Source organism: Streptomyces sp. NPDC086549 (assembly GCF_044746205.1).
GTDB lineage: Bacteria > Actinomycetota > Actinomycetes > Streptomycetales > Streptomycetaceae > Streptomyces.
In genome coordinates, this window is record NZ_JBIVBS010000002.1 from 851,286 (window position 1) to 876,342 (window position 25,057).

The following is a 25,057-nucleotide window of genomic DNA, read 5'->3' on the forward strand; positions in this document are numbered from 1 at the left end:
CGGCCGTGCGTCAGACGCGGCGGCGCTTCGGCGGACGGCAGCCGTTGTGCGGGGTCGGGGTGACGTCCTGGATGGAGCCGACCTCGAGGCCCGTGGCCTGCAGGGAGCGGATCGCGGTCTCACGACCGGAACCCGGGCCCTTCACGAACACGTCGACCTTGCGCATGCCGTGCTCCTGGGCGCGGCGGGCAGCCGACTCGGCGGCCATCTGCGCGGCGAACGGCGTGGACTTCCGGGAGCCCTTGAAGCCGACGTGGCCGGCGGAGGCCCAGGAGATCACGTTGCCGGACGGGTCCGTGATGGAGACGATCGTGTTGTTGAACGTGCTCTTGATGTGCGCGTGGCCGTGAGCGACGTTCTTCTTTTCCTTGCGGCGCACCTTCTTGGCAGCGCCCTGACGTCCCTTGGGGGGCATCCTTTAACTCCTACGGGAGGTGGTCGGTCCTACAGCGAAGACCGTGGACAGGTGTCCGCTGCGGACTACTTCTTGCCCGGCTTCTTCTTGCCGGCGATGGCGCGACGCGGGCCCTTGCGGGTGCGGGCGTTGGTGCTGGTGCGCTGACCGCGGACAGGGAGACCGCGGCGGTGACGGAGACCCTGGTAGCAACCGATCTCCACCTTGCGGCGGATGTCGGCCTGGATCTCACGACGGAGGTCACCCTCGGTCTTGATGTTGTTGTCGACGTACTCGCGGATCGCGACCAGCTGCTCTTCGGTCAGGTCACGAACGCGGGTGTTCGGGTCGACGCCGGTCGCTGCCAGCGTCTCCTGAGAGAGGGTCCGGCCGATGCCGAACACGTAGGTGAGGGCGACCTCCACGCGCTTTTCGCGCGGGATGTCAACACCGGAAACGCGTGCCATTCAATGGCTCCTGGTGATCTTCGGAGGTCTTCCGCAGAACCGGACCCCAGCCGCCGTACCAGGTACGAACTGGGTCCCCGGCCTCCGAGCCGGGGGTGTCAGGCGATCGCTCGCCTGGGTTCTGCGTATGAACATATTCAGCTTGCGTCGCGCGAATCCCTGCGAGGTGCAGAGGGTTCGGTCGTGCGTCAGCCCTGGCGCTGCTTGTGGCGCGGGTTCTCGCAGATGACCATGACCCGACCGTGACGGCGGATCACCCTGCACTTGTCGCAGATCTTCTTGACGCTCGGCTTGACCTTCATGGGATTGAGGTTCTCCGGGTCAGTGCCACCACCCCGCCGGAGCGGAGTGCGGGCAAGATCTACTTGTAGCGGTAGACGATCCGGCCACGCGTCAGGTCGTACGGAGACAGCTCCACCACGACCCGGTCGTCAGGGAGGATGCGGATGTAGTGCATACGCATCTTGCCGCTGATGTGTGCCAGGACCTGGTGGCCGTTCTGGAGCTCGACCCTGAACATGGCGTTCGGCAGAGACTCGACGACAGTGCCCTCGATCTCGATGGCACCTTGCTTCTTGGCCACGCTTCGCCCTTCGAATCGACTACCTTGATCGACTCTCCTGCTTTCCCTTACGGGCGCATGCGGACATGCGGGTGCACGAGAGCCGACGAGTCAGTCTACGCCAGCGCACCCGGAAACACGAATCGAGTGAGCCTGCCCCGCGATGGAGATCACTATGCGTCGCTTCGCGCCAAGGCAGTGGGCGGGTGGGCACAGCCGCACCCGCAGTCACGTGAGGCGAGCGACACACCACTCGCCGTAGCCATCAGGCCAGGGGGTCCGGTGCGGCCGTGATCCCGTACTCCGCGAGCTTCGCCTTGCCGCCGTCGGGCGCCGTCAGCACCAGAGGGCCCTGCTCCGTCAGGGCAACCGAGTGCTCCCAGTGCGAGGACCAGGTGCCGTCCGTGGTGATGACCGTCCAGTCATCCTCCAGGACCTCGGTCTTCGGGGTGCCCAGGGAGACCATCGGCTCGATGGCGAGGCAGAAGCCGGGGACCAGCTTGGGGCCCTTGCCCCGGCGGCGCTCGACGTAGTTCAGCAGGTGCGGGTCCATGTGCATCTCGGTGCCGATGCCGTGGCCGCCGTAGTCCTCGATGATCCCGTAACGGCCGCCGCCGGGCTTCGGCTGGCGGCGGATGTACGTCTCGATCGCGCGGGAGACGTCCACGAGCCGGTTGCCCTGCTTCATGGCCGCGATGCCGGCCCACATCGACTCCTCGGTCACCCGGGAGAGCTCGATCAGCTCCGGGGAGTGACCGGAGCCGACGAAGGCCGTGTAGGCCGCGTCGCCGTGCCAGCCGTCGACGATCGCGCCGCAGTCGATGGAGATGACGTCGCCGTCCTTGAGGACGACCTTGTCGGACGGGATGCCGTGGACCACCACGTCGTTCACCGAGGTGCAGATCGTCGCGGGGAAGCCGCCGTAGCCGAGGAAGTTCGACTTCGCGCCGTGCTCCGCGAGCACCTTGCGGGCGACCTCGTCCAGGTCCTTGGTGCTGGCCCCGGGGACCGCCGCCTCCCGCGTGGCCGCATGGATCGCGGCGACCACCAGCCCCGCCGTACGCATCTTCGCGATCTGCTCGGGGCTCTTGATCTGCACCATGAGGGGCCTGCGCTCTCCGTCACTCACGTCAACCGGTTATCTACACAACAGTACGGCCGCGGCGCCCGGGCAGGCACCGCGGCCGGAAAGGCCCGAGAACTACTTCTCGTCGTCCTTGTCGCGCTTGAGCGCCTCGAGCGCCCGCTGCGTGATCTCGTCCACCGGACCCAGCGAGGAGATCGTCACGACCAGGCCCTGAGCCTTGTAGTAGTCGATGATCGGCTCGGTCTGCGTGTGGTAGACCTCCAGCCGCTTGCGGACGGTCTCCTCGGAGTCGTCGTCGCGCTGGTACAGCTCGCCGCCGCAGACGTCACAGACGCCCTCCTTCTTCGGCGGGCTGTACGTCACGTGGAAGACGTGACTCGACTCCTTGCGGCAGATGCGGCGGCCGGCGATGCGCTTGACCACCTCGTCCTCGGGGACCTCCAGGTCCAGCACGGCGTCGAGCTTGATGCCCTCGGTCTTGAGCAGCTCGTCCAGCGCCTCGGCCTGCGAGACGTTGCGCGGGAAGCCGTCGAGCAGGAAGCCGTTCACGGCGTCCGGCTGCTCCATGCGGTCCTTGGCCATGCCGATGGTGACCTCGTCCGGGACGAGGTTTCCGGCGTCCATGTAGGACTTCGCGAGCTTCCCGAGCTCCGTCTGCTGGCTGATGTTGGCCCGGAACAGATCGCCCGTGGAGATGTGCGGGATCTTCAGCTTCTCGGCAAGGCGAACAGCTTGCGTTCCCTTACCGGCACCCGGCGGCCCGACGAGGACGATACGCATCAGCGGAGGAACCCTTCGTAATTGCGCTGCTGGAGCTGGCTCTCGATCTGCTTCACCGTCTCGAGACCGACACCCACGATGATCAGGATGCTGGTGCCGCCGAACGGGAAGTTCTGGCTTGCATTGAAACCAACCAACGCCATCGTCGGTACAAGAGCGATCAGACCCAGATACAGCGAACCCGGCCAGGTGATCCGGTTGAGCACATAGCTGAGGTACTCAGCGGTCGGTCGGCCAGCCCGGATGCCCGGGATGAAGCCACCATACTTCTTCATGTTGTCGGCGACTTCTTCGGGGTTGAAGGAGATCGCCACGTAGAAGAACGCGAAGAAAACGATGAGCAAGAAGTACATCGTGATGTAAATCGGGTGGTCACCCTTGGTCAGATTCTGCGTGACCCACTGCTTCCAGCCCGAGTTGCCGCCGGCGAACTGGGCAACGAGGGCCGGAATGTAGAGCAGCGACGACGCGAAGATGACGGGAATCACACCCGCCTGGTTGACCTTCAGCGGGATGTACGTGGACGTACCACCGTAGGAACGACGGCCGATCATGCGCTTCGCGTACTGCACGGGGATCCGGCGCTGGGCCTGCTCGACGAAGACGACGAGCGCCACCATGATCAGACCGACGGCGATGACGGTGCCGAACTCGATCCAGCCGCCGGCCAGGGTGCCCTGCTTCTTGATGGCCCACAGCGCGGACGGGAAGGTCGCGGCGATCGAGATGAACATCAGGATCGACATGCCGTTGCCGATGCCGCGGTCGGTGATGAGCTCACCGAGCCACATGACGACGGCCGTACCGGCGGTCATGCAGATGACCATCGTGATGGTGGAGAAGATCGCCCGGTCCGGGACGATGCTGCTCGCGACGGAGCACCCGTTGAACAGGGCACCGCTGCGGGCGGTGGCGACGAGGCCGGTGCCCTGCAGGATGGCGAGCGCCACGGTCAGGTAGCGGGTGTACTGCGTGATCTTCGTCGTACCGGCCTGGCCCTCCTTCTTGAGGGCTTCCAGGCGCGGGATCACGACGGTCAGCAGCTGAAGGATGATGCTGGCCGTGATGTACGGCATGATGCCGAGCGCGAAGATCGTGATCTGCAGCAGCGCGCCGCCACTGAACATGTTGACCAGACCGAACAGGCCCTGGTTGCCGGAGGCCTCGGTCACACACTGCTGTACGGCGGAGTAGTTGACGCCGGGGATCGGAACGTGGGTACCGACTCGGTACACCACGATGATGCCCAGCGTGAAGAGCAGCTTCTTGCGCAGGTCGGGCGTCCTGAACGCCCGGGCGAACGCGGTGAGCACGGTGCCTCCTGCGACCCCCGCGCAACTGCGTCAAGGGTGACGGTCTGAGGAATTCGACAAATACGTAACGGTCAACTGCCGCTCAGAGTGCCCCATGTGAAGCACCCAAGGAAAGTGGGCAGTGCAGGCCACCTTACCCGCGAGACTACCCCCCTTGGAACGACCGACCGGGGATACCCCATATGTGGGATATCCCCGGTCGGGATCGCTCAAGTCATCGAGACGCCTGACGGGGTCAGACGAGCTCGGTGACGGTACCGCCGGCGGCGGTGATCTTCTCCTTGGCGGAGCCGGAGACGGCGTCGACCGTCACCTGCAGCGCCACGGAGATCTCGCCCTGGCCGAGGACCTTGACGAGGCTGTTCTTGCGAACGGCACCCTTGGCCACCAGACCCTCGACCGTAACCTCGCCACCCTCGGGGTAGAGCGCGGCGAGCTTGTCGAGGTTCACGACCTGGAACTCGATCTTGAACGGGTTCTTGAAGCCCTTCAGCTTCGGGAGGCGCATGTGGAGGGGCATCTGGCCACCCTCGAAGCGCTCCGGAACCTGGTAACGGGCCTTCGTACCCTTGGTACCACGACCGGCCGTCTTACCCTTAGACGCCTCACCACGACCGACACGGGTCTTGGCGGTCTTGGCGCCGGGGGCGGGACGGAGGTTGTGGATCTTGAGCGGGTTCTGCTCCGCCATGATCAGTCGACCTCCTCGACCGTCACGAGGTGGCGGACGGTGTGCACCATGCCGCGGAACTCGGGGCGGTCCTCCTTGACGACCTGCGTGTTGATGCCCTTGAGACCAAGGGAGCGCAGGGTGTCGCGGTGGTTCTGCTTGCTACCGATGTAGGACTTGACCTGCGTGATCTTCAGCTGAGCCATCACGCACCCGCCCCGGCACGCGCACGAAGCAGAGCCGCGGGGGCGACGTCCTCGAGCGGCAGACCACGGCGGGCCGCGACCTCCTCGGGACGCTGCAGGCCCTTCAGGGCCTCCACGGTCGCGTGCACGATGTTGATCGCGTTGTCGGAGCCGAGCGACTTCGACAGGATGTCGTGGATACCGGCGCACTCGAGCACGGCACGCACCGGACCACCGGCGATAACACCGGTACCCGGGGACGCGGGCTTGAGCAGCACGACGCCGGCAGCCTTCTCACCCTGGATCGGGTGCGGGATGGTGCCCTGGATCCGGGGGACCTTGAAGAAGTGCTTCTTGGCCTCCTCAACGCCCTTGGCGATGGCGGCCGGCACCTCCTTGGCCTTGCCGTAACCGACACCCACGGTGCCGTCACCGTCGCCCACCACGACCAGCGCGGTGAAGCTGAAGCGACGACCACCCTTCACAACCTTGGCGACGCGGTTGATCGCGACAACGCGCTCAACGTACGCGGTCTTCTCGGCGGCAGCAGCGCCGCCGTCACGGCCCTTCCGGTCCCGCCGCTCGCCGCCACCGGCACCGCCACCGCGGCGCTGGGGTCCAGCCATTGGAATTACCTCTCTCTGTTTCCGCTAGCTACGGCAGGCTCAGAACTTGAGCCCGGCTTCGCGGGCGGCGTCCGCCAGGGCGGCGATGCGCCCGGCGTACTGGTTGCCACCACGGTCGAACACGACAGCCTCGACACCGGCGGCCTTGGCACGCTCGGCGACCAGGGCGCCGACCTGCTTGGCCTGCGAGGACTTGTCGCCCTCGCCACCGCGGACGGACACGTCCAGGGTGGACGCGGAAGCCACGGTGTGGCCCTTGAGGTCGTCGATCACCTGCGCCACGATGTGGCGGTTGGAGCGGGTCACGACCAGACGGGGACGCTCCGCCGTACCGGAGATCCGCTTGCGGATCCGGATGTGACGGCGCTTGATCGCGGCGCGCTTGTAGGCGTCGCCCTTGAGGATCTTCTGCCCGTATGCCATGGCTTACTTACCCGCCTTTCCGACCTTGCGGCGGATGACTTCGCCCTCGTACTTGACGCCCTTGGCCTTGTACGGGTCAGGCTTGCGCAGCTTGCGGATGTTGGCCGCAACCTCGCCGACCTTCTGCTTGTCGATGCCCTCGACCTGGAAGCGGGTCGGGGTCTCCACCTTGAAGGTGATGCCCTCGGGCGCCTCGACGACGATCGGGTGGCTGTAGCCGAGCGCGAACTCGAGGTTCGAGCCCTTGGCCGTAACGCGGTAACCGACACCGCTGATCTCGAGCTTCTTCACGTAACCCTGGGTCACGCCGGTGATCATGTTCGCCACCAGCGTGCGGGACAGGCCGTGCAGGGCCTTGCTCTGACGCTCGTCGTTGGGGCGGGTGACGTTCAGAACGCCGTCCTCACCCTTGGCGATCTCGATCGGCGCCACGACGGTGTGGGTCAGCGAGCCCTTGGGGCCCTTGACCGAGACCGTACGGCCGTCGATGGTGACGTCCACGCCGGCGGGAACCGTGATGGGGAGCTTGCCAATACGCGACATAGCTGTTTCCTCCGTTCCCTTCCGCTACCAGACGTAGGCGAGGACTTCCCCACCCACGCCCTTCTTGCCGGCCTGCTTGTCGGTGAGGAGCCCGTGCGACGTGGAGATGATCGCCACGCCGAGGCCGCCCAGCACCTTCGGCAGGTTGGTGGACTTCGCGTACACCCGGAGACCGGGCTTGGAGATCCGCTTGATGCCCGCGATGGAGCGCTCACGGTTCGGGCCGAACTTCAGCTCGAGGACGAGGTTCTTGCCGACCTCGGCGTCCTCGACCTTCCAGCCCGTGATGAAGCCCTCCTGCTGGAGGATCTCCGCGATGTGCGACTTGATCTTCGATGCCGGCATCGTCACGGAATCGTGGTATGCCGAGTTCGCGTTCCGCAGACGCGTAAGCATGTCTGCGATCGGATCAGTCATGGTCATGAATTGGCCTTCGGCCTCTCTCGCCGGGGTTTCCTGGTGCGCCATCCCTCTCCCCGATCCGAGACGGGGCGGGTGCGGCGCGGTGGACCTACGGCGTAGTAAGTCGTACGGGCGCGGCAGGCGCCCAACCCCACAAGCCTACGGCATGCGGAGAAGGGCCCCTGCCGACCCAGATGCTTACCGAGAGCTTCAGGAATCCCCTATTACAGGGATTACCAGGAGCTCTTGGTCACGCCCGGCAGCTCGCCACGGTGAGCCATCTCACGAAGGCACACGCGGCACAGGCCGAACTTGCGGTACACGGAGTGCGGACGGCCGCAGCGCTGGCAGCGGGTGTAGCCACGCACACCGAACTTGGGCTTGCGAGCAGCCTTAGCGATCAGAGCCTTCTTCGCCATCTCGCTCACGCCTCCTTGAAGGGGAAGCCGAGGTGACGAAGGAGCGCGCGGCCCTCAGCGTCGTTGGTCGCCGTGGTCACCACGGTGATGTCCATACCCCGGGTGCGGTCGATCTTGTCCTGGTCGATCTCGTGGAACATGACCTGCTCCGTGAGACCGAAGGTGTAGTTGCCACGGCCGTCGAACTGCTTGGGGGACAGGCCGCGGAAGTCGCGGATGCGCGGCAGCGCGAGCGACAGGGTGCGGTCCAGGAACTCCCACATGCGGTCGCCACGGAGCGTGACGTGGGCACCGATCGGCTGGCCCTCACGCAGCTTGAACTGCGCGATGGACTTACGGGCCTTGGTGACCTGCGGCTTCTGGCCGGTGATCGTGGTGAGGTCGCGGATGGCGCCATCGATCAGCTTGGAGTCGCGGGCGGCGTCGCCCACACCCATGTTGACCACGATCTTGACGAGACCGGGGATCTGCATGACGTTCTCGTACTTGAACTCGTCACGCAGCTTGCCCGCGATCTCCTCGCGGTACTTCTGCTTCAGACGCGGAGTGGTGGTGGTAGCCATCAGATGTCCTCACCCGTCCGCTTGGCAACGCGGATCTTGTTGCCCTCTTCGTCGAAGCGGTAACCGACACGCGTGACGACCTTGTTGCCGTCCTTCTCCACGACGAGCTGAACGTTGCTCACGTGAATCGGGGCCTCGGTCGTGACGATGCCACCAGCCTGCGAACCGCTGGCGGTCGGGCCGGCCTTGGTGTGCTTCTTGACCCGGTTGACACCCTCGACCAGGACGCGGTCCTCGCGGGGGAAGGCCGCGATGACCTTGCCCTGCTTGCCCTTGTCCTTACCGGTGATGACCTGGACCAGGTCGCCCTTCTTGATCTTCATGCTTACAGCACCTCCGGCGCGAGCGAGATGATCTTCATGAACTTCTTCTCGCGCAGCTCACGGCCGACCGGGCCGAAGATGCGGGTGCCGCGAGGGTCGCCGTCGTTCTTCAGAATGACGGCGGCGTTCTCGTCGAAGCGGATGTACGAGCCGTCCGGACGGCGGCGCTCCTTGACGGTGCGAACGATGACCGCCTTGACGACGTCACCCTTCTTCACGTTGCCACCGGGGATCGCGTCCTTGACGGTGGCGACGATGACGTCACCGATGCCCGCGTAGCGGCGACCGGAGCCACCGAGCACACGGATGCAAAGGATTTCCTTCGCACCAGTGTTGTCGGCGACGCGCAGTCGCGACTCCTGCTGGATCACGTCTATCTCCTGTTTGTCTGCCGGTTCCCCGGGGGCCGCTCAGCGAGCGGCCCCCGGAGCCTGGCGGAACTGTCCTGCGAGGGATGCCCCGCAGGAGAATTACTTGGCCTTCTCGAGGATCTCGACGACGCGCCAGTGCTTGCTGGACGACAGCTTCCGGGTCTCCATCAGGAGGACACGGTCGCCGACGCCGGCAGCGTTCTGCTCGTCGTGCGCCTTGAGCTTGTTCGTACGGCGGATGACCTTGCCGTACAGGGCGTGCTTCACGCGGTCCTCGACGGCGACGACGACGGTCTTGTCCATCTTGTCGCTGACGACCAGACCCTCACGGGTCTTCCGTGCGTTGCGCTCGGTCTGCTCAGTCACGTTCTTCTCGCTCATCAGGCGCTCTCCACCGTTTCGATGCCCAGCTCACGCTCGCGCATCAGGGTGTAGATCCGCGCGATGTCCTTGCGGACCGCCTTCAGACGGCCGTGGTTCTCGAGCTGGCCCGTCGCCGCCTGGAAGCGGAGGTTGAACAGCTCTTCCTTGGCCTCGCGGAGCTTGCCCAGAAGCTCCTCGTTGCCCAGTTCGCGCAGCTCGGACGCCTTGGTACCGGCCGACATCACGCTTCACCTGCCTCGCGCTTGACGATCCGGCACTTCATCGGCAGCTTGTGGGCTGCGCGAGTGAGGGCCTCACGGGCGATCTTCTCGTTCGGGTAGGACAGCTCGAACATCACCCGACCCGGGTGAACGTTCGCGATCCACCACTCCGGCGAACCCTTACCGGAACCCATGCGGGTCTCGGCAGGCTTCTTGGTCAGCGGGCGGTCCGGGTAGATGTTGATCCAGACCTTGCCGCCACGCTTGATGTGGCGGGTCATCGCGATACGGGCCGCCTCGATCTGGCGGTTGGTCACGTACGCCGGCGTGAGGGCCTGAATGCCGTACTCGCCGAACGCGACCGTCGTACCGCCCTTGGCCTGACCACGGCGCTTCGGGTGGTGCTGCTTGCGGTGCTTGACCCTACGGGGGATCAGCATGTCGGTCAGGCCTCCGTTCCGGTGCTCTCAGCCGGAGCGGACGCGGGAGCCTCGGCCTTGGGGGCCTCGGCGCCGGCAGCCTGCTGCGGCTTGCGACCGCGCCGCTCGCCACCACGGCCACCACGGGCCGGGCGGTCGGCACCACCACGGGCCGGGCGGTTACCCGCACGGGCCGCAGCGTTCTCGGCGCGGACCTCGGCGATGTTCTTGACGTCGCCCTTGTAGATCCAGACCTTCACACCGATGCGGCCGAAGGTCGTCTTGGCCTCGAAGAAGCCGTAGTCCACGTTCGCGCGGAGCGTGTGCAGGGGCACACGGCCCTCGCGGTAGAACTCCGAGCGGGACATCTCGGCGCCGCCGAGGCGGCCACCGCACTGGATCTTGATGCCCTTGGCGCCGGCCTTCATCGCCGACTGCATGCTCTTACGCATGGCGCGGCGGAAGGAGACGCGGGAGGAGAGCTGCTCGGCAACGGCCTGGGCAACCAGCTGAGCGTCGGTCTCGGGGTTCTTGACCTCGAGGATGTTCAGCTGGACCTGCTTGCCCGTGAGCTTCTCGAGGTCGCCGCGGATGCGGTCGGCCTCGGCGCCACGGCGGCCGATGACGATGCCCGGACGAGCGGTGTGGATGTCCACACGCACGCGGTCACGGGTGCGCTCGATCTCAACCTTCGAGATACCGGCGCGCTCCATGCCGGACGTCATCATCCGACGGATGGCGACGTCTTCCTTGACGTAGTCCTTGTACAGCTTGTCGGCGTACCACCGGGACTTGAAGTCCGTGGTGACACCGAGCCGGAACCCATGCGGGTTAACCTTCTGGCCCATTACCGGGTTCCTTCCTTGCTGCTGACGACCACGGTGATGTGGCTGGTCCGCTTGCGGATCCGGTAGGCACGGCCCTGGGCACGCGGCCGGAACCGCTTCAGGGTCGGGCCCTCGTCGACGTACGCCTCGGAAATGAAGAGGCTGTCGGCGTCGGTGTGGTCGTAGTTGTGCGCGGCGTTGGCGATGGCGCTGTCGAGCACCTTGCCGACCGGCACGGAGGCTGCCTGCGGAGCGAATCGCAGAACAGCCTGAGCCTCCGTGGCATCCATGCCACGGATAAGGTCCACCACGCGGCGGGCCTTCATGGGCGTAACGCGGATGTACCGCGCCTGGGCCCTGGCTTCCATGGTTGTCCCTCTCAGTTACTTACGTGTCTGAATGCGATCCGCTACTAGCGGCGCTTCGACTTCCGGTCGTCCTTGACGTGGCCCCGGAAGGTGCGGGTCGGCGAGAACTCGCCGAGCTTGTGGCCGACCATCGACTCGGTGACGAACACCGGGATGTGGGTCTTGCCGTTGTGCACCGCGAGCGTGTGGCCCAGCATGGCCGGGACGATCATCGAGCGGCGGGACCAGGTCTTGATGACGTTCTTGGTGCCAGCTTCGTTCTGGGCGTCCACCTTCTTGATCAGGTGGTCGTCGACGAAGGGCCCCTTCTTCAGGCTACGAGGCATCTCAACCCGTCCTTAGCGCTTCTTGTTCGTCTTGCGGCGGCGGACGATGTACTTGTTCGACGCCTTCTTGGGCGAACGAGTACGGCCTTCCTTCTTGCCCCACGGGGACACAGGGTGGCGACCACCGGAGGTCCGGCCCTCACCACCACCGTGCGGGTGGTCAACCGGGTTCATCACGACACCACGGACGGTCGGGCGAACGCCCAGCCACCGCTTACGGCCGGCCTTACCCCAGTTGATGTTGCTCTGCTCGGCGTTGCCGACCTCACCGATGGTGGCGCGGCAGCGCGCGTCCACCATGCGGATCTCGCCGGACGGCATACGGAGGGTCGCCATGGCGCCCTCACGCGCCAGCAGCTGCACCGAGGCACCCGCGGAGCGAGCGAACTTGGCGCCGCCACCGGGACGGAGCTCGATCGCGTGGACCGTGGTACCGACCGGGATGTTGCGGAGGGCCAGGTTGTTGCCCGGCTTGATGTCGGCCCCGGGACCGTTCTCGACGCGGTCACCCTGCTGCAGGTTGCGCGGGGCGAGGATGTAGCGCTTCTCGCCGTCGGCGTAGTGCAGCAGCGCGATGCGCGCGGTGCGGTTGGGGTCGTACTCGATGTGCGCGACCTTCGCCGGCACGCCGTCCTTGTCGTGACGACGGAAGTCGATCACACGGTAGGCGCGCTTGTGTCCGCCACCCTGGTGGCGAACGGTCACACGACCGGCGTTGTTACGGCCGCCCTTGCTGTGCAGGGGGCGGACCAGCGACTTCTCCGGCGTGGACCGCGTGACCTCGACGAAGTCGGCGACGCTGGCGCCACGACGGCCCGGCGTAGTCGGCTTGTACTTGCGGATTCCCATTTCTCAGTCCTCGTCCGATATCGGACGATCCGACCCGCTTACGCGGTCGGACCGCCGAAGATGTCGATACGGTCGCCCTCGGCGAGGGTCACGATCGCGCGCTTGCTGCCGGCACGCTGACCGAAGCCGGTCTTCGTGCGCTTGCGCTTGCCCTGGCGGTTGATCGTGTTGACCCCGGTGACCTTGACCGAGAAGACCGCCTGGACGGCCTGCTTGATCTGGGTCTTGTTGGCGTTCGGGTCGACGATGAACGTGTACTTGTTCTCGTCGAGAAGCGCGTAGCTCTTCTCGGAGACGACCGGCTTGAGCAGCACGTCACGGGGGTCCGTGTACGACTTGCTCAGCGGGGTCTCGACGGTGTTCTTGCCCTCGGTGGCGTGGCGACGCGCCTTGGCGACGCGCGCGGCCTTGGCGGCCTTGGCGGCCTTCGAGGCAATGCTCGGGTGACGCGTAGCCATCAGGCTTCGCTCCCTTCGGTGTCAGCGGCCTTGGGGCCAGACACGAAGGACTCGAAAGCGGCCTGGGTGAAGACCACGTCGTCCGAGACGAGAACGTCGTACGTGTTCAGCTGGCCCGGCTCCAGGATGTGGACCTGGGGCAGGTTGCGGGCGGACAGCCACGCGGCCTCGTCAGCGCGCTCGACGACCAGGAGCAGGTTCTTGCGCTCCGAGATCTTGCCGAACAGGCTCTTCGCGGCCTTCGTGGACGGGTTGCCGCCCTCGACCACGCCGGAGACGACGTGGATGCGGTTGTGACGCGCCCGGTCGGTGAGGGCACCGCGCAGGGCGGCGGCCTTCATCTTCTTCGGGGTGCGCTGCGAGTAGTCACGCGGCTGCGGGCCGTGCACGACGCCACCACCGGCGAACTGCGGCGCGCGGGTCGAGCCCTGACGGGCGCGACCGGTGCCCTTCTGGCGGTAAGGCTTCCTGCCACCACCACGGACCTCGCCACGGGTCTTCGTCTTGTGCGTGCCCTGACGGGCAGCGGCCAGCTGCGCGACGACGACCTGGTGGATCAGCGGAACGCTGACCTTGGCGTCGAAGATCTCCGCGGGGAGCTCGACGGAACCGGCCTTGTCGCCCGCCGGCGAAAGGATGTCAACAGTGCTCATCGGTTACCTCAGGCCCCCTTGGCCGCGGTGCGGACCAGGACGAGGCCGCCGTTCGGACCGGGAACCGCGCCCTTGATGAGCAGCAGACCCTTCTCCGCGTCAACGGCGTGGACGGTCAGGTTCTGGGTGGTGACCCGCTCGTTGCCCATGCGACCCGCCATACGGAGGCCCTTGAACACGCGGCCCGGGGTGGCGCAGCCACCGATGGAACCGGGCGAGCGGTGCTTGCGCTGGGTGCCGTGTCCGGCGCCGAGGCCCTTGAAGTTGTGACGCTTCATGACACCGGCGAAGCCCTTGCCCTTGCTCTTGCCGGTCACGTCGACCTTGATGCCGGCCTCGAACACCTCAGCGGTGATCTCCTGGCCGAGGGTGTACTCGCTGGCGTCAGCGGTACGGATCTCGACGAGGTGGCGGCGGGGAGTGACGTCGGCCTTGGCGAAGTGACCCTTGAGGGGCTTGTTCACCTTGCGCGGGTCGATCTCGCCGAAAGCGATCTGGACGGACTCGTAGCCGTCGACATCGTTCGTACGGACCTGGGTGACGACGTTGGGGCTGGCCTTGACGACGGTGACCGGAACAACACGGTTGTTCTCGTCCCACACCTGCGTCATGCCGAGCTTCTCGCCCAGGATGCCCTTGATCTGCTTAGCCATTCTCAGCTCACCGACCCTCAGAGCTTGATCTCGATGTCGACACCGGCCGGGAGGTCGAGTCGCATCAGAGAGTCAACGGTCTTGGGGGTGGGGTCGAGAATGTCGATCAGGCGCTTGTGCGTGCGCATCTCGAAGTGCTCGCGCGAGTCCTTGTACTTGTGCGGCGACTTGATGACGCAGTACACGTTCTTCTCAGTGGGCAGCGGCACCGGGCCCGCGACCGACGCACCAGTGCGGGTCACCGTCTCGACGATCTTCTTCGCCGAGGAGTCGATGACCTCGTGGTCGTAGGCCTTGAGCCGGATGCGGATCTTCTGTCCCGCCATGGCTACTCAGTAGTCCTGTCTGTAACGCTCTGGAACTCGGTGTTCCTCTTCCCGTCCTCCGACCCACGCGGTCGGGCGTGTCGCGCTCCCGCTGACAGAGATGCCCCTTGTTCGAACATCCCTACGGGACTGCACACGGCCCTACCGGAACCGCAAGCCGGGGGCGGAAGGCCCACCGAGCGCCTGGCCGGTGCCGCGCTCACACTTCCCGGAAGATTCCCGTACGTCCGCCCCAGTGCTGCCCGCAGGCAGTTAGGGCGACGAGTACTGTGGGACTCGCTTCCGGTCCTCCCGGCGGGAGGCGCGCAGCATCAACACTCGACCGAGCAACTCGGACAGTCTGCCATATGGGGTGGGGGCCTGGCCAATCGGGCCGGAGAGAATACCCCGAGGGTGACGTAGGTCAAACACGGGGCACGGCAGGTCAGCGAAGCGAAGGCTCAGACGCCTCGCGTACGGTCCGCAGTCGGGTGTGGCAGTGACTTCCGGGTGTGGCAGTGGTTTCCGGGTGTGGCAGTGGCTACTGACCCGGCGCGAGCAACTCCTCCAGCGCCTCGTCGTACGCCCGGAAGCCCGCCCTTCCGGTCTCCGGCGCGTCCGAGTCGGGGCGCAGGACGGGTGGGAGGTGGGCTACTCGCCACATCCTGAAGACCAGCGCGGGGGCGCTGCGGCCGGTGGGGTCCGCCAGGTGGGATGCGGTGCCGAGGATGTCGGCGATCCGAGGGGCGCCCGCGCTCCCACCCACCACCGACCCCGCGCCGCCAAACCCACCCGGCGTGCCGCCACTCGGTCGATGCGCCCCCACCACCCCGGCCCAGAACGCAGCCCACCCCAGGGCAAACCCCCCAAGCCGGCCACTTTCCCCGGGCTGCCCGCTCGCTTCTCACCCGTGCTGGAGCGAGCCGAGTCAAGGGTGGCCCGCAGGGCCATCGGCGAAGCCGACGCGACCGAAGGGAGCGCCCTTTACTCGGGGCGCGGAAGCACGACACTGACAAAGAAGCGGGCGGCCCCACGGTGACCTCTAAAGTCGCCTGCTCTCCAGCGGGCCCAGATACGTCGATGTCAGCCCGCCCGTGTCGATCACCAACCGCTGCAGCACCACCGTCGGGTCCACCATCCAGAACTTCAGCCGGTGCACGCCGGCCGACCCGAGCACATGCCTCGTCGCCGTCCGGTTCACGTTGTCGGACGTGTTGCGTGCCCACGTCGCATTCAGCAGGCCGTCATCCGCGCCCACGTTGATGTCGACCGACTGGGGCACGTCGCCGTCGAAGGACACCGCATACCGCAGCCCTCCCGTCGGCAGTGCCGGGTTCCGTGGCGACAGGTACGCCCACACCGTCACCTCCCCCGCCGACAGCAGGCTCACCTCGTACTCCAGGCGAGGGGATGCCGCCCCGCCCGGCGTCTGCCTCGGTGCCGTGACCGGCCATGGGGTCATTCCCGCCCCGGTGCGGCCGATGCCGTCCAGGCACCGCCACTCGCCCACCGCGCGGTCGTGGTGCTCCGCGTCGATCGCCACGTAACCGCCCGCCTCGACGAAGCCTCGCAGCACCCGCAAGGCCCGCAAGGCCCGCAAGGCCCGCAGCACCCGCAACGCCCCCGTCGCCATCGGTTTCTCCGCCACGCACATCACGGTCACCGAAGCCTCAGCCCGGCCCCCGCCCCCGGCACCGGCCCCACCCCCGGTCACCGTCAGTTCCGCCTCGCTCCGGCCCTCGGGCGCCCGGTCCCAGTCCACCCGTACCTCCAGCCGTACCTGCCGCTCCACCCGGCCCCGCGGACGGTCCACCCGCAGCCACGGCGCCGAGGTCTCGACCCGGTAGTCAAAGGGCGTACGGCCCCTGTTGAAGACCTCCACGTACTGCTGCGGGCGTGTCTGGTACGGGCTGAACTCCGGGAGTCTCGCCTGCCCCGGTGAACCGCCCGGCCACCACTCCCCCGAGTCCTCGGAGCCGTCCACCGACACCCCCAGCTCGGCGGCCGACGGCAGCTCGATCCGCCGTACCGCCGGGAACAGCACATCCGGCAACGCCACGTTGTCCTTCTCCGGCTGCTGCCACGGCGCGTTCGGGCCGTAGCGGTCGACGTCCCCGTAGTCGATGTGCGGTTGGGTCTGGAAGTTCTTCCATTTGCCTTCCGCTACCTGGGAGTTGAAGCGGTCGGCCAACGCGAAGTCCCGCTCCAGTGCCTTCTCCGCCTCCGCCGCCCGGTCGTTCGTCGCGGCCCGGCCCTGCCTCGCGTACAGCAGGTTCGTGAACTCGGCCTGCCGGAGCGCGTACAGGTTCGCCGTCGCCTGGACCTCGTAGCCCACCAGCTCGAACCACGCGTCCTGTACGGCCGCGGGCAGCCGGCGGCCGATCCGCTCCGCCCGCTTCCCCAGATCCCGCCACTCCTCGGTCACCCGCTCCAGCTCCCGGTGCCCGAAGGAGTACGGCGTCTGCTGGTCGTCGTAGGCCACCTGGCCGTCGGCCACCGTGATGCGGCGGTTCAGCAGTTCCGGCTTCCGGCGAGCCTGAAGCCGGCCGTACGACGCGAGTATCTCGGCGATCGGCTCGGACCACTCGGCGCCGAAGTTCTGCCGCGCATATCGTCGCTCCCACTCCGGAAGGTCGCCGATCCCCCAACGATCCGGATTCCACGCGTAGTCGAGGAAGAACTCCGTCGGTACCTCGTTCCCCTTCAGGTCCCCGACGTTCGCCACCCACAGCCCGTGGTTGCCGTACGCGTGCGCCTGGTGGAGCTGGTCCCAAACGTTGCGGAGGTTCGCCGTGTCCACCCACTTGTAGTTGCGGCCCGCCCCGACGTAGTCGAAGTGGTAGTAAAGGCCGTGGCCCCCGGCCCGCGCGCCCACCCCCGGGTCCGGGTGCTTGCGGATGTTTCCCCAGTTGTCGTCCGTGAGGACCACCGTCACGTCCTCCGGCGCCCGGAGGCCCCGGTCCCAGTACCGCTGTACCTCCTTGTACAGCGTCCACACCTGCGGGGTCTCCGACGCGGGCCGGCCCGTCATCTCCTCGATGATCTGCCGCTGCGCCGCGATGATCTCCCGCATCAGCTCGATGCCGTCGCCGTCGGGGAGGCTGGTGTCGCCGTTGCCCCGCATCCCGAGGGTCACCACGCCCTCGAAGCCCTCGTCCACCATCCGCTGGATCCCGGCCCGCCAGTACGCCCTGATCGCCTCCGCGTTGCGGCGGTACGACCACTCCCCCGTCCCCCCGTAGGGGTCTCGGCCCGCCACGGCGTGCCGGTTCCACTCCTCGATGCCCCGCATCATCGGCGCCTCGTGAGACGTGCCCATGACCACGCCGTACTCCGCTGCCCGCCGGTGGTTCTCCGGGTCGTCCTCCGCGAAGGCACGGCCCCACACCGCCGGCCAGAGGTAGTTCCCCTTCAGGCGCAGCAGCACCTCGAAGATCTTCGCGTAGAAGTCCGCGTTGAAGCCTCCGGGGTAGCCGGGTGCTTTCCCCGGCCCGAAGTACGCCGGTGCCCACGTGCCCAGCGCCGGGTTCTCGTCGTTGATGAAGAAGCCGCGGTACTTCACCGCCGGGGTGCCCTGCGTGTACCTCCCCGCCCGCACCCACACCTCGTCGCGACGCACCGGCGGTACGTCGTCCCACCAGTGCCAGGGCGAGACGCCGATGCCGTACGAGACGTCGTACGCCCCGAAGATCGTGCCGCGCGGGTCGCCCCCGGCGATGACGAAGGCCCGGTCCACTCCCGGCATCGGGTGGTCGACCACCGTCTGCAGTGACGTCTCCCAGCGGCCCCGCACGCCCGACACGTCCAGCTTCCCGCTCTCGACCAACGCGTCGATCAGCGGGCTGCGGCCGATCGTCCCGACCAGCACGGCGGAGCGGGCGATCGTCGAGGCGGGCCGTACGCCCGTGACCCGCTCTATGTCGTCCCGTAGGTCTCCTGCCACCCGTACGACCCCGGGGTGGTCGTCGGCGCTCACCACGACCGGGGCGCCCACCAGGGAGAAGGCTCCGGCCGTGAAGGAGATGCACGCCCCCGGGTCGGTCACCCTGAGGTCATCGGCCTCCGCCCATGCGAGCCCCGACGACAGCACGGGCATCGCAGGCATCGCGGGCATCGCGGCAAGCCCCGCTCCCAGTACGGTCCTCCGGCTGACACGTCCGGACATGCCTCACCCCTCCACCCGAATTTGGTCAGCGGCATGACAAATAGTGGGGTGCATGGCTCGCGTGAACCAGGGGTCGTACGCGCCGAATACTTTCGAACAGCAAAGAGGCCCGTACGACCGAAGTCGTACGGGCCCCTCCGACAGCTACCAGGTCAGAGACCTGGCCGGGTCAGTTCAAGATCACTTCGTGATCTTGATGACCTGGCCGGCGCCCACCGTGCGGCCACCCTCGCGGATGGCGAACTTCAGGCCCTCTTCCATGGCGATGGGCTGGATGAGCTGCACCGACATCTCGGTGTTGTCACCCGGCATGACCATCTCGGTGCCCTCGGGGAGGGTCACAACACCGGTCACGTCAGTCGTACGGAAGTAGAACTGCGGACGGTAGTTGTTGAAGAACGGCGTGTGGCGGCCACCCTCGTCCTTGGACAGGATGTAGGCCTGGGCCTCGAACTCGGTGTGCGGCGTGACCGAACCCGGCTTGATGATGACCTGGCCGCGCTCGACGTCCTCGCGCTTGATGCCACGGAGCAGCAGACCGACGTTCTCACCGGCCTGGCCCTCGTCGAGCAGCTTGCGGAACATCTCGATACCGGTGACCGTGGTGGTGGTCTTCTCGGTCTTGATGCCGATGATGTCGACGGTCTCGTTGACCTTGAGGACACCACGCTCGATACGGCCGGTGACGACCGTACCGCGACCGGTGATCGTGAAGACGTCCTCGATCGGCATGAGGAACGCCTTGTCGACGTCACGCTCAGGCTGCGGGATGGACTCGTCGACGGCCTTCATCAGGTCGAGGACGGAGTTGGTCCACTCGGCGTCGCCCTCGAGCGCCTTCAGCGCGGAGACGCGGACGACCGGCAGGTCGTCGCCCGGGAACTCGTACTCGGAGAGGAGCTCACGGACCTCGAGCTCGACGAGCTCCAGGATCTCCTCGTCGTCCACCATGTCGGCCTTGTTCAGGGCGACGACGATGTACGGAACGCCGACCTGGCGGGCCAGGAGCACGTGCTCCTTGGTCTGCGGCATCGGGCCGTCGGTGGCGGCGACCACGAGGATCGCGCCGTCCATCTGCGCGGCACCGGTGATCATGTTCTTGATGTAGTCCGCGTGACCCGGGCAGTCGACGTGGGCGTAGTGACGGGTCTCCGTCTGGTACTCGACGTGCGCGATGGAGATGGTGATACCGCGCTGACGCTCTTCGGGCGCCTTGTCGATGTTGTCGAACGCGGTGGCCTCGTTCAGGTCCGGGTACGCGTCGTGCAGCACCTTGGTAATGGCGGCCGTGAGGGTCGTCTTACCGTGGTCGATGTGACCGATGGTGCCGATGTTGACGTGCGGCTTAGTCCGCTCGAACTTCGCCTTCGCCACTGGGGTCCTCCTGTGGAGTGTGCTGTACGCCTTGGTTCATCGGCGCCAGGTGATCTTTGCTGTTAAGTCCCGGGCCCCGGGGCAAACACCCGCGAACGACACGAACGCGGATGAATGCCCCTTGAGGCTCCGGAGTCAAGCCTAAAGCGTGTGAACGCGGTGCGTTACTCGCCCTTGGCCTTCGCGATGATCTCCTCGGCGACGTTCCGCGGAACCTCGGCGTAGGAGTCGAACTGCATCGAGTAGCTTGCGCGACCCGACGTCTTGCTGCGGAGGTCGCCGACGTAGCCGAACATCTCCGACAGGGGCACGAGGCCCTTCACGACGCGGGCACCGGCCCGCTCCTCCATGGCCTGGATCTGACCACGGCGGGAGTTGATGTCGCCGATGACCTCACCCATGTAGTCCTCGGGCGTGGTGACCTCGACGGCCATCATCGGCTCGAGCAGCACGGGGCTGGCCTTGCGCGCGGCCTCCTTGAAGGCCTGCGAACCGGCGATCTTGAAGGCGAGCTCGGAGGAGTCGACCTCGTGGTAGGCACCGTCGAGAAGCGTGACGCGGACGCCCGTCATCTCGTAGCCGGCGAGGATGCCGAACTGCATGGCCTCCTGCGCACCGGCGTCGACCGAAGGGATGTACTCCTTCGGGATACGACCACCGGTCACCTTGTTCACGAACTCGTACGAGGTGTCGCCACCCTCGAGCGGCTCGATCGCGATCTGCACCTTGGCGAACTGGCCGGTACCACCAGTCTGCTTCTTGTGCGTGTAGTCGACGCGCTCGACGGCCTTGCGGATCGTCTCGCGGTACGCGACCTGCGGCTTGCCGACGTTGGCCTCGACCTTGAACTCACGGCGCATACGGTCGACCAGCACCTCGAGGTGCAGCTCGCCCATACCACCGATGATGGTCTGGCCGGTCTCCTCGTCCGAGTGGACCTGGAAGGACGGGTCCTCCTCGGCCAGGCGCTGGATCGCGACGCCCAGCTTCTCCTGGTCACCCTTCGACTTGGGCTCGATGGCGACCTGGATGACCGGCGCCGGGAAGTCCATGGACTCCAGGATCACCGGCTGCTTGTCGTCGCACAGCGTCTCACCGGTCGTGGTCTGCTTCAGACCCATGACGGCGATGATGTCGCCGGCGCCCACCGACTCGATCTCCTCACGCTTGTTCGCGTGCATGCGGTAGATCTTGCCGATGCGCTCCTTCTTGCCCTTGACGGAGTTCAGCACGGCCGTGCCGGACTCCAGGCGGCCCGAGTAGACCCGGACGAAGGTGAGCTTGCCGAGGTGCGGGTCGCTCATGATCTTGAACGCCAGCGCGGACAGCGGCTCGTCGTCGGACGGCTTGCGCTTGACCACGACCTCCGGGTCCTTCACGTCGTGGCCCTCGATGGCCTCGACGTCCAGGGGGGAGGGCAGGTAGCGCACGACCGCGTCGAGCAGGGGCTGGACGCCCTTGTTCTTGAACGCGGTGCCACAGAACACCGGGGTGACCGTGATGTCCTTGGACTTGCCGGACGCGATGGTGATACGACGGATCGCGGCGTACAGCTGCTCCACGGAAGGCTCCTCGCCCTCCAGGTACAGCTCCATGATCTCTTCGTCGTTCTCGGCGACGGCCTCGATCAGCTTGCCGCGGTACTCCTCGGCAGCCTCGGTGTGCGTGGCCGGGATGTCGACGACGTCGTACATCTCGCCCTTGGTGGCCTCGGCGGACCAGACCAGGGCCTTCATCGTCACCAGGTCGACGACGCCCTTGAAGTCGGCCTCGGCACCGATCGGGAGCTGCATGACGATCGGCTGAGCGCCCAGGCGGTCAGAGATCATGTCGACGCAGCGGTGGAACTCGGCACCGGTCCGGTCGAGCTTGTTGACGAAGCAGATGCGCGGAACGCCGTAGCGGTCCGCCTGACGCCACACCGTCTCGGACTGGGGCTCAACGCCGGCGACGCCGTCGAACACCGTCACGGCACCGTCCAGCACGCGCAGCGAACGCTCCACCTCGACGGTGAAGTCGACGTGGCCCGGCGTGTCGATGATGTTGATGGTGTGATCGACGTCTTCCAGCGGCCAGTGACAGGTGGTGGCAGCAGAGGTGATCGTGATGCCACGCTCCTGCTCCTGCTCCATCCAGTCCATGGTGGCAGCGCCGTCGTGGACCTCACCGATCTTGTAAGACACACCGGTGTAGAACAGGATCCGCTCGGTGGTGGTCGTCTTGCCCGCGTCGATGTGGGCCATGATCCCAATGTTGCGGACCTTGGCCAGGTCAAGTGAAGTGGTAGCCATAAGGCTTCAGTCTTCTCTCGGTCTCGATGTGGGTAGCGACTACCAGCGGTAGTGCGCGAAGGCCTTGTTGGACTCGGCCATCTTGTGCGTGTCCTCGCGCTTCTTGACGGCCGCACCGAGGCCGTTCGAAGCGTCGAGAAGCTCGTTGAGCAGACGCTCGGTCATGGTCTTCTCGCGACGGGCGCGGGAGTAACCGACCAGCCAGCGCAGCGCGAGCGTGTTGGCACGACCGGGCTTGACCTCGATCGGAACCTGGTACGTCGCACCACCGACACGGCGGGACTTGACCTCGAGGGTCGGCTTGATGTTCTCCAGCGCGCGCTTCAGCGTGATGACCGGGTCGTTGCTGGTCTTCTCGCGCAGGCCCTCCATGGCGCCGTACACGATGCGCTCGGCGGTGGAGCGCTTGCCGTTCATCAGCACCTTGTTGATGAGGGAGGTAACCAGAGGAGAACCGTAGACCGGGTCGATGATGACCGGGCGCTTCGGGGCGGGGCCCTTACGAGGCATTCTTACTTCTCCTTCTTGGCGCCGTAGCGGCTGCGGGCCTGCTTGCGGTTCTTGACACCCTGGGTGTCAAGCGAACCGCGGATGATCTTGTAGCGAACACCGGGCAGGTCCTTCACACGGCCGCCGCGCACGAGCACGATGGAGTGCTCCTGCAGGTTGTGTCCCTCACCCGGAATGTAGGCGGTGACCTCGATCCCGCTGGTCAGACGCACACGCGCGACCTTACGCAGGGCCGAGTTCGGCTTCTTCGGGGTGGTCGTGAACACACGCGTGCAGACGCCACGACGCTGAGGGGAACCCTCGAGTGCGGGCGTCTTGTTCTTCTCGACCTTGTCCTGCCGGCCCTTGCGGACCAGCTGCTGGATCGTAGGCACTACTTCTCCGGTTTCTGTGTGCCGATGGTGAAGCTAACCTGGAACGTCGCCGACCCACGCGGTCGGGTGTGTCGAATCTCGCGGACCTTTGCCGCAAGGCGAAGAGGCGCGGATCACGGTGGCCGGTGTCGGCTCGCCATGCGGTTGAAGGCACGCACGAGAGCCAGGGCACACCCCAGGCACAAGGTCTGAGCGTACCTACCTCACGGACTTCGGTCAAAACAAATGCAGTGCGCCCCGACACGCCGGATTTGTCACCGTACCAATTGTGGGCCCCGAGTGAATGTCAGGCGAGTTAGGCCCGGTTTGGTGCCCATGCCAACGGCTTGTTCAGTACGTTGAGCGGTTGCTGTGCCGATCACGGGGACGGGGGAACGCATGACGGCGGCCGACTTACCTGACGGGACCGGTCTCGACGACCGGGTACCCTTCCTCGCTCGCCTGGAGAAGGGCGACCGCGAGACACTGCTCGGCCTCGGCCGTGAGCTCGCCTTCCGCCCCCGGGACGTCCTGCTCCACCAGCACGAGCCCTCCTCGTACGTCCTCTTCGTCATCCACGGCTGGACCAAGGTGACCGCGGCCGCCGCCAACGGCTACGAGGCGCTGCTCGCGCTGCGCGGCCCCGGAGACATCGTCGGCGAGTCGGCCGCGCTCACCGGACGCCCGCGCTCGGCCACCGTGACCGCCCTGGAGCCGGTTCGCGCGGTCGCCGTGGACCGGGACCGCTTCACCGACTTCCTCGGCCGCTCCCCCGGCGTCTCCTACGCCCTCCTCGGCCTCACCTCCGACCGCATGCGCGCGGCCGACCAGCGCCGCCTGGAGTTCGCCTCCATGCACGTACGGGAGCGCCTGGCCGCCCTCCTGCTGGAGCTGGCCCGCACGAACGCCGTCTACACCGAGACCGGCGTCGAGCTCCTCGTCCCGCTCAGCAAGCAGGAGCTGGCCGGGTCGGTGGGGGCGTCCCGGGAGATGGTGCAGCGGCTGCTGAAGGAGCTGCGGGACCGCGGGGTGGTGGTCACCGGGAGGCGAACGCTGCGGATCGTACGGATGGATGTGCTGCGGCGGATCGCGCGGGCGGAGTTCTGAGGCGCCCGCACCGAGGTGGCCGTCCACCGGCACGGCCGTCCATCGGCATGGCCGTCGGCTGACATGGCCGTCCACGGCATCACCGTCCACTGACATAGCCGTCCACCGACGTGGCTTTCCACCAGCACGACCTTCCACCGACACGGCCGTCGGCTGGCCGTCCACGGCATCACCGTCCGCTGACATAGCCGTCCACGTGGCTTTCCACCGGCACGGCCTTCCGCCGACACGGCCGTCGGCTGGCCGTCCACGGCATCACCGTCCGCTGACATAGCCGTCCACCGACGTGGCTTTCCGCCAGCACGACCTTCCGCCGACACGGCCGTCGGCTGGCCGTCCACGGCATCACCGTCCGCTGACATAGCCGTCCACGTGGCTTTCCACCGGCACGGCCTTCCACCGGCACGGCCGTCGGCTGGCCGTCCACGGCATCACCGTCCACTGACATAGCCGTCCACCGACGTGGCTTTCCACCGGCACGGCCTTCCACCGGCATGCCCTCCCACCGGCACGGCCTTGCGCCGGTCAGAACGGGGCCGCGCCACAGCCCGCGGCCTGTCTCAACAGCGCGTATGCCCGGGCGGGCTCCCGAACCGCCGACGCGTGCGGCCGTGCCCGCGGGCAGTGCCCGTACCCGTCCCGTGCCACGCCCGGTTCGGCGGCCCCGGGCTGCCGCCCCGGACCCCC

35 protein-coding genes are annotated in these 25,057 nt (G+C 66.8%); 1 reads left to right on the plus strand and 34 read right to left on the minus strand.

Annotated elements, in window-relative coordinates; genetic code table 11:
• Window positions 1-10: 10 nt before the first annotated feature.
• The 34 genes from rpsK to rpsL all read right to left on the minus strand — a co-directional run bounded on the left by rpsK (window position 11) and on the right by rpsL (window position 23,284).
• The gene (rpsK, locus tag ACIPSA_RS10520) at window positions 11-415 is read right to left on the minus strand and encodes a 30S ribosomal protein S11 (protein ID WP_003956432.1); all 405 of its coding nucleotides are present in this window, start codon (window positions 413-415) and stop codon (window positions 11-13) included.
• A 65-nt stretch (window positions 416-480) separates the two neighbouring features.
• On the minus strand, window positions 481-861 hold the full coding sequence (rpsM, locus tag ACIPSA_RS10525) for a 30S ribosomal protein S13 (RefSeq protein WP_116148529.1): 381 nt from the start codon (window positions 859-861) through the stop codon (window positions 481-483).
• A 188-nt stretch (window positions 862-1,049) separates the two neighbouring features.
• Window positions 1,050-1,163 (minus strand): 50S ribosomal protein L36, encoded by a 114-nt coding sequence (gene rpmJ, locus ACIPSA_RS10530; RefSeq protein WP_003998809.1) that lies wholly within the window; start codon window positions 1,161-1,163, stop codon window positions 1,050-1,052.
• Between the two features lie 59 nt (window positions 1,164-1,222).
• A complete protein-coding gene (gene infA, locus ACIPSA_RS10535) occupies window positions 1,223-1,444 on the minus strand; it encodes a translation initiation factor IF-1 (protein WP_004927214.1) in 222 nt (73 codons plus the stop codon).
• Window positions 1,445-1,688: 244 nt separating this feature from the next.
• Window positions 1,689-2,525, minus strand: a complete 837-nt coding sequence (gene map, locus ACIPSA_RS10540) for a type I methionyl aminopeptidase (RefSeq protein ID WP_402631766.1) — start codon at window positions 2,523-2,525, stop codon at window positions 1,689-1,691.
• 99 nt (window positions 2,526-2,624) lie between these two features.
• Window positions 2,625-3,290: an adenylate kinase gene (locus tag ACIPSA_RS10545; RefSeq protein ID WP_402631479.1), complete on the minus strand. Its 666-nt coding sequence runs from the start codon at window positions 3,288-3,290 to the stop codon at window positions 2,625-2,627.
• Window positions 3,290-4,603, minus strand: coding sequence for a preprotein translocase subunit SecY (gene secY, locus ACIPSA_RS10550; RefSeq protein ID WP_402631482.1), 1,314 nt, complete (start codon window positions 4,601-4,603; stop codon window positions 3,290-3,292). The genes ACIPSA_RS10545 and secY overlap by 1 nt, the downstream gene beginning before the upstream one ends.
• 235 nt (window positions 4,604-4,838) lie before the next feature.
• Window positions 4,839-5,294 (minus strand): 50S ribosomal protein L15, encoded by a 456-nt coding sequence (rplO, locus tag ACIPSA_RS10555; RefSeq protein WP_402631485.1) that lies wholly within the window; start codon window positions 5,292-5,294, stop codon window positions 4,839-4,841.
• 2 nt (window positions 5,295-5,296) lie between these two features.
• Complete coding sequence (gene rpmD / locus ACIPSA_RS10560; protein WP_003974250.1) at window positions 5,297-5,479, minus strand: 50S ribosomal protein L30; 183 nt, start codon at window positions 5,477-5,479, stop codon at window positions 5,297-5,299.
• Window positions 5,479-6,084, minus strand: a complete 606-nt coding sequence (rpsE, locus tag ACIPSA_RS10565; protein WP_015658456.1) for a 30S ribosomal protein S5 — start codon at window positions 6,082-6,084, stop codon at window positions 5,479-5,481. Before rpsE ends, rpmD begins: the two co-directional genes overlap by 1 nt.
• Window positions 6,085-6,123: 39 nt before the next feature.
• Window positions 6,124-6,507: a 50S ribosomal protein L18 gene (rplR, locus tag ACIPSA_RS10570; RefSeq protein ID WP_402631488.1), complete on the minus strand. Its 384-nt coding sequence runs from the start codon at window positions 6,505-6,507 to the stop codon at window positions 6,124-6,126.
• A gap of 3 nt (window positions 6,508-6,510) precedes the next feature.
• On the minus strand, window positions 6,511-7,050 hold the full coding sequence (gene rplF, locus ACIPSA_RS10575) for a 50S ribosomal protein L6 (protein ID WP_402631491.1): 540 nt from the start codon (window positions 7,048-7,050) through the stop codon (window positions 6,511-6,513).
• Between the two features lie 24 nt (window positions 7,051-7,074).
• Window positions 7,075-7,473 carry a 30S ribosomal protein S8 gene (gene rpsH / locus ACIPSA_RS10580; RefSeq protein ID WP_007384075.1) on the minus strand — a complete coding sequence of 133 codons (399 nt, stop codon included), beginning with the start codon at window positions 7,471-7,473 and terminating at the stop codon, window positions 7,075-7,077.
• Between the two features lie 212 nt (window positions 7,474-7,685).
• Window positions 7,686-7,871, minus strand: coding sequence for a type Z 30S ribosomal protein S14 (locus ACIPSA_RS10585; RefSeq protein WP_003948630.1), 186 nt, complete (start codon window positions 7,869-7,871; stop codon window positions 7,686-7,688).
• Between the two features lie 5 nt (window positions 7,872-7,876).
• Window positions 7,877-8,434 (minus strand): 50S ribosomal protein L5, encoded by a 558-nt coding sequence (gene rplE, locus ACIPSA_RS10590; protein ID WP_359064305.1) that lies wholly within the window; start codon window positions 8,432-8,434, stop codon window positions 7,877-7,879.
• Window positions 8,434-8,757, minus strand: a complete 324-nt coding sequence (gene rplX / locus ACIPSA_RS10595) for a 50S ribosomal protein L24 (protein ID WP_402631495.1) — start codon at window positions 8,755-8,757, stop codon at window positions 8,434-8,436. Before rplX ends, rplE begins: the two co-directional genes overlap by 1 nt.
• 2 nt (window positions 8,758-8,759) lie before the next feature.
• Window positions 8,760-9,128 carry a 50S ribosomal protein L14 gene (gene rplN, locus ACIPSA_RS10600; protein WP_003998823.1) on the minus strand — a complete coding sequence of 123 codons (369 nt, stop codon included), beginning with the start codon at window positions 9,126-9,128 and terminating at the stop codon, window positions 8,760-8,762.
• A 99-nt stretch (window positions 9,129-9,227) separates the two neighbouring features.
• A complete protein-coding gene (rpsQ, locus tag ACIPSA_RS10605; protein ID WP_263211605.1) occupies window positions 9,228-9,509 on the minus strand; it encodes a 30S ribosomal protein S17 in 282 nt (93 codons plus the stop codon).
• Complete coding sequence (gene rpmC / locus ACIPSA_RS10610; RefSeq protein ID WP_030174543.1) at window positions 9,509-9,733, minus strand: 50S ribosomal protein L29; 225 nt, start codon at window positions 9,731-9,733, stop codon at window positions 9,509-9,511. Before rpmC ends, rpsQ begins: the two co-directional genes overlap by 1 nt.
• Window positions 9,733-10,152 carry a 50S ribosomal protein L16 gene (gene rplP, locus ACIPSA_RS10615; protein ID WP_004927269.1) on the minus strand — a complete coding sequence of 140 codons (420 nt, stop codon included), beginning with the start codon at window positions 10,150-10,152 and terminating at the stop codon, window positions 9,733-9,735. Before rplP ends, rpmC begins: the two co-directional genes overlap by 1 nt.
• A gap of 5 nt (window positions 10,153-10,157) precedes the next feature.
• Complete coding sequence (gene rpsC, locus ACIPSA_RS10620) at window positions 10,158-10,979, minus strand: 30S ribosomal protein S3 (RefSeq protein ID WP_003998826.1); 822 nt, start codon at window positions 10,977-10,979, stop codon at window positions 10,158-10,160.
• Window positions 10,979-11,326 carry a 50S ribosomal protein L22 gene (gene rplV, locus ACIPSA_RS10625; RefSeq protein WP_003974262.1) on the minus strand — a complete coding sequence of 116 codons (348 nt, stop codon included), beginning with the start codon at window positions 11,324-11,326 and terminating at the stop codon, window positions 10,979-10,981. The genes rpsC and rplV overlap by 1 nt, the downstream gene beginning before the upstream one ends.
• A 44-nt stretch (window positions 11,327-11,370) precedes the next feature.
• Window positions 11,371-11,652 carry a 30S ribosomal protein S19 gene (gene rpsS, locus ACIPSA_RS10630; RefSeq protein WP_003992359.1) on the minus strand — a complete coding sequence of 94 codons (282 nt, stop codon included), beginning with the start codon at window positions 11,650-11,652 and terminating at the stop codon, window positions 11,371-11,373.
• Window positions 11,653-11,664: 12 nt separating this feature from the next.
• Window positions 11,665-12,501, minus strand: coding sequence for a 50S ribosomal protein L2 (gene rplB / locus ACIPSA_RS10635; RefSeq protein WP_030745243.1), 837 nt, complete (start codon window positions 12,499-12,501; stop codon window positions 11,665-11,667).
• Window positions 12,502-12,539: 38 nt separating this feature from the next.
• Window positions 12,540-12,959, minus strand: coding sequence for a 50S ribosomal protein L23 (gene rplW / locus ACIPSA_RS10640; RefSeq protein ID WP_145886671.1), 420 nt, complete (start codon window positions 12,957-12,959; stop codon window positions 12,540-12,542).
• Window positions 12,959-13,612, minus strand: coding sequence for a 50S ribosomal protein L4 (gene rplD, locus ACIPSA_RS10645; RefSeq protein WP_402631502.1), 654 nt, complete (start codon window positions 13,610-13,612; stop codon window positions 12,959-12,961). Before rplD ends, rplW begins: the two co-directional genes overlap by 1 nt.
• A gap of 8 nt (window positions 13,613-13,620) precedes the next feature.
• Window positions 13,621-14,265 (minus strand): 50S ribosomal protein L3, encoded by a 645-nt coding sequence (gene rplC / locus ACIPSA_RS10650; protein WP_306977562.1) that lies wholly within the window; start codon window positions 14,263-14,265, stop codon window positions 13,621-13,623.
• Window positions 14,266-14,282: 17 nt separating this feature from the next.
• A complete protein-coding gene (gene rpsJ, locus ACIPSA_RS10655; protein WP_003948644.1) occupies window positions 14,283-14,591 on the minus strand; it encodes a 30S ribosomal protein S10 in 309 nt (102 codons plus the stop codon).
• Window positions 14,592-15,111: 520 nt separating this feature from the next.
• Window positions 15,112-15,336, minus strand: a complete 225-nt coding sequence (locus ACIPSA_RS10660) for a hypothetical protein (protein WP_402631504.1) — start codon at window positions 15,334-15,336, stop codon at window positions 15,112-15,114.
• A gap of 276 nt (window positions 15,337-15,612) precedes the next feature.
• Window positions 15,613-18,666: a glycosyl hydrolase 115 family protein gene (locus ACIPSA_RS10665; protein WP_402631769.1), complete on the minus strand. Its 3,054-nt coding sequence runs from the start codon at window positions 18,664-18,666 to the stop codon at window positions 15,613-15,615.
• Between the two features lie 249 nt (window positions 18,667-18,915).
• Complete coding sequence (gene tuf / locus ACIPSA_RS10670; protein ID WP_402631507.1) at window positions 18,916-20,109, minus strand: elongation factor Tu; 1,194 nt, start codon at window positions 20,107-20,109, stop codon at window positions 18,916-18,918.
• A gap of 164 nt (window positions 20,110-20,273) precedes the next feature.
• Entirely contained in the window at window positions 20,274-22,400 is a 2,127-nt protein-coding gene (gene fusA, locus ACIPSA_RS10675) for an elongation factor G (protein ID WP_402631510.1), read from the minus strand.
• Window positions 22,401-22,439: 39 nt separating this feature from the next.
• Window positions 22,440-22,910, minus strand: coding sequence for a 30S ribosomal protein S7 (gene rpsG, locus ACIPSA_RS10680; protein ID WP_031045724.1), 471 nt, complete (start codon window positions 22,908-22,910; stop codon window positions 22,440-22,442).
• A 2-nt stretch (window positions 22,911-22,912) separates the two neighbouring features.
• Entirely contained in the window at window positions 22,913-23,284 is a 372-nt protein-coding gene (gene rpsL / locus ACIPSA_RS10685) for a 30S ribosomal protein S12 (RefSeq protein ID WP_003948652.1), read from the minus strand.
• 378 nt (window positions 23,285-23,662) lie between these two features.
• Here rpsL and ACIPSA_RS10690 point away from each other — a divergent pair, with 378 nt between their 5' ends.
• Window positions 23,663-24,370, plus strand: coding sequence for a Crp/Fnr family transcriptional regulator (locus ACIPSA_RS10690; RefSeq protein ID WP_402631513.1), 708 nt, complete (start codon window positions 23,663-23,665; stop codon window positions 24,368-24,370).
• Window positions 24,371-25,057: the final 687 nt, after the last annotated feature.

Coding starts and splice junctions, on each gene's coding strand:
- rpmD (WP_003974250.1), bottom strand. CDS start 5,479: ATGGCTCAGCTGAAGATCACGCAGGTCAAGTCCTACATCGGTAGCAAG.
- rplF (WP_402631491.1), bottom strand. CDS start 7,050: ATGTCGCGTATTGGCAAGCTCCCCATCACGGTTCCCGCCGGCGTGGAC.
- rplC (WP_306977562.1), bottom strand. CDS start 14,265: ATGGCTAAGCAGATCAAGGGCATCCTGGGCGAGAAGCTCGGCATGACG.
- ACIPSA_RS10665 (WP_402631769.1), bottom strand. CDS start 18,666: ATGCCCGTGCTGTCGTCGGGGCTCGCATGGGCGGAGGCCGATGACCTC.
- rpsH (WP_007384075.1), bottom strand. CDS start 7,473: ATGACCATGACTGATCCGATCGCAGACATGCTTACGCGTCTGCGGAAC.
- rplW (WP_145886671.1), bottom strand. CDS start 12,959: ATGGCTACGCGTCACCCGAGCATTGCCTCGAAGGCCGCCAAGGCCGCC.
- rplE (WP_359064305.1), bottom strand. CDS start 8,434: ATGGCTACCACCACCACTCCGCGTCTGAAGCAGAAGTACCGCGAGGAG.
- fusA (WP_402631510.1), bottom strand. CDS start 22,400: ATGGCTACCACTTCACTTGACCTGGCCAAGGTCCGCAACATTGGGATC.
- rplP (WP_004927269.1), bottom strand. CDS start 10,152: ATGCTGATCCCCCGTAGGGTCAAGCACCGCAAGCAGCACCACCCGAAG.
- rpsE (WP_015658456.1), bottom strand. CDS start 6,084: ATGGCTGGACCCCAGCGCCGCGGTGGCGGTGCCGGTGGCGGCGAGCGG.
- rplB (WP_030745243.1), bottom strand. CDS start 12,501: ATGGGAATCCGCAAGTACAAGCCGACTACGCCGGGCCGTCGTGGCGCC.
- rpsK (WP_003956432.1), bottom strand. CDS start 415: ATGCCCCCCAAGGGACGTCAGGGCGCTGCCAAGAAGGTGCGCCGCAAG.
- rpmC (WP_030174543.1), bottom strand. CDS start 9,733: ATGTCGGCCGGTACCAAGGCGTCCGAGCTGCGCGAACTGGGCAACGAG.
- rpsM (WP_116148529.1), bottom strand. CDS start 861: ATGGCACGCGTTTCCGGTGTTGACATCCCGCGCGAAAAGCGCGTGGAG.
- ACIPSA_RS10690 (WP_402631513.1), top strand. CDS start 23,663: ATGACGGCGGCCGACTTACCTGACGGGACCGGTCTCGACGACCGGGTA.
- rpsQ (WP_263211605.1), bottom strand. CDS start 9,509: ATGAGCGAGAAGAACGTGACTGAGCAGACCGAGCGCAACGCACGGAAG.
- rpsG (WP_031045724.1), bottom strand. CDS start 22,910: ATGCCTCGTAAGGGCCCCGCCCCGAAGCGCCCGGTCATCATCGACCCG.
- rplX (WP_402631495.1), bottom strand. CDS start 8,757: ATGAAGATCAAGAAGGGCGACCTGGTCCAGGTCATCACCGGTAAGGAC.
- rpsC (WP_003998826.1), bottom strand. CDS start 10,979: ATGGGCCAGAAGGTTAACCCGCATGGGTTCCGGCTCGGTGTCACCACG.
- ACIPSA_RS10545 (WP_402631479.1), bottom strand. CDS start 3,290: ATGCGTATCGTCCTCGTCGGGCCGCCGGGTGCCGGTAAGGGAACGCAA.
- rplD (WP_402631502.1), bottom strand. CDS start 13,612: ATGAGCACTGTTGACATCCTTTCGCCGGCGGGCGACAAGGCCGGTTCC.
- map (WP_402631766.1), bottom strand. CDS start 2,525: ATGGTGCAGATCAAGAGCCCCGAGCAGATCGCGAAGATGCGTACGGCG.
- rplR (WP_402631488.1), bottom strand. CDS start 6,507: ATGGCATACGGGCAGAAGATCCTCAAGGGCGACGCCTACAAGCGCGCC.
- ACIPSA_RS10585 (WP_003948630.1), bottom strand. CDS start 7,871: ATGGCGAAGAAGGCTCTGATCGCTAAGGCTGCTCGCAAGCCCAAGTTC.
- rplO (WP_402631485.1), bottom strand. CDS start 5,294: ATGGCGGAGCAGAACCCGCTCAAGATCCACAACCTCCGTCCCGCCCCC.
- rpsS (WP_003992359.1), bottom strand. CDS start 11,652: ATGCCTCGTAGCCTGAAGAAGGGGCCCTTCGTCGACGACCACCTGATC.
- rpsJ (WP_003948644.1), bottom strand. CDS start 14,591: ATGGCGGGACAGAAGATCCGCATCCGGCTCAAGGCCTACGACCACGAG.
- rpmJ (WP_003998809.1), bottom strand. CDS start 1,163: ATGAAGGTCAAGCCGAGCGTCAAGAAGATCTGCGACAAGTGCAGGGTG.
- rplV (WP_003974262.1), bottom strand. CDS start 11,326: ATGGAAGCCAGGGCCCAGGCGCGGTACATCCGCGTTACGCCCATGAAG.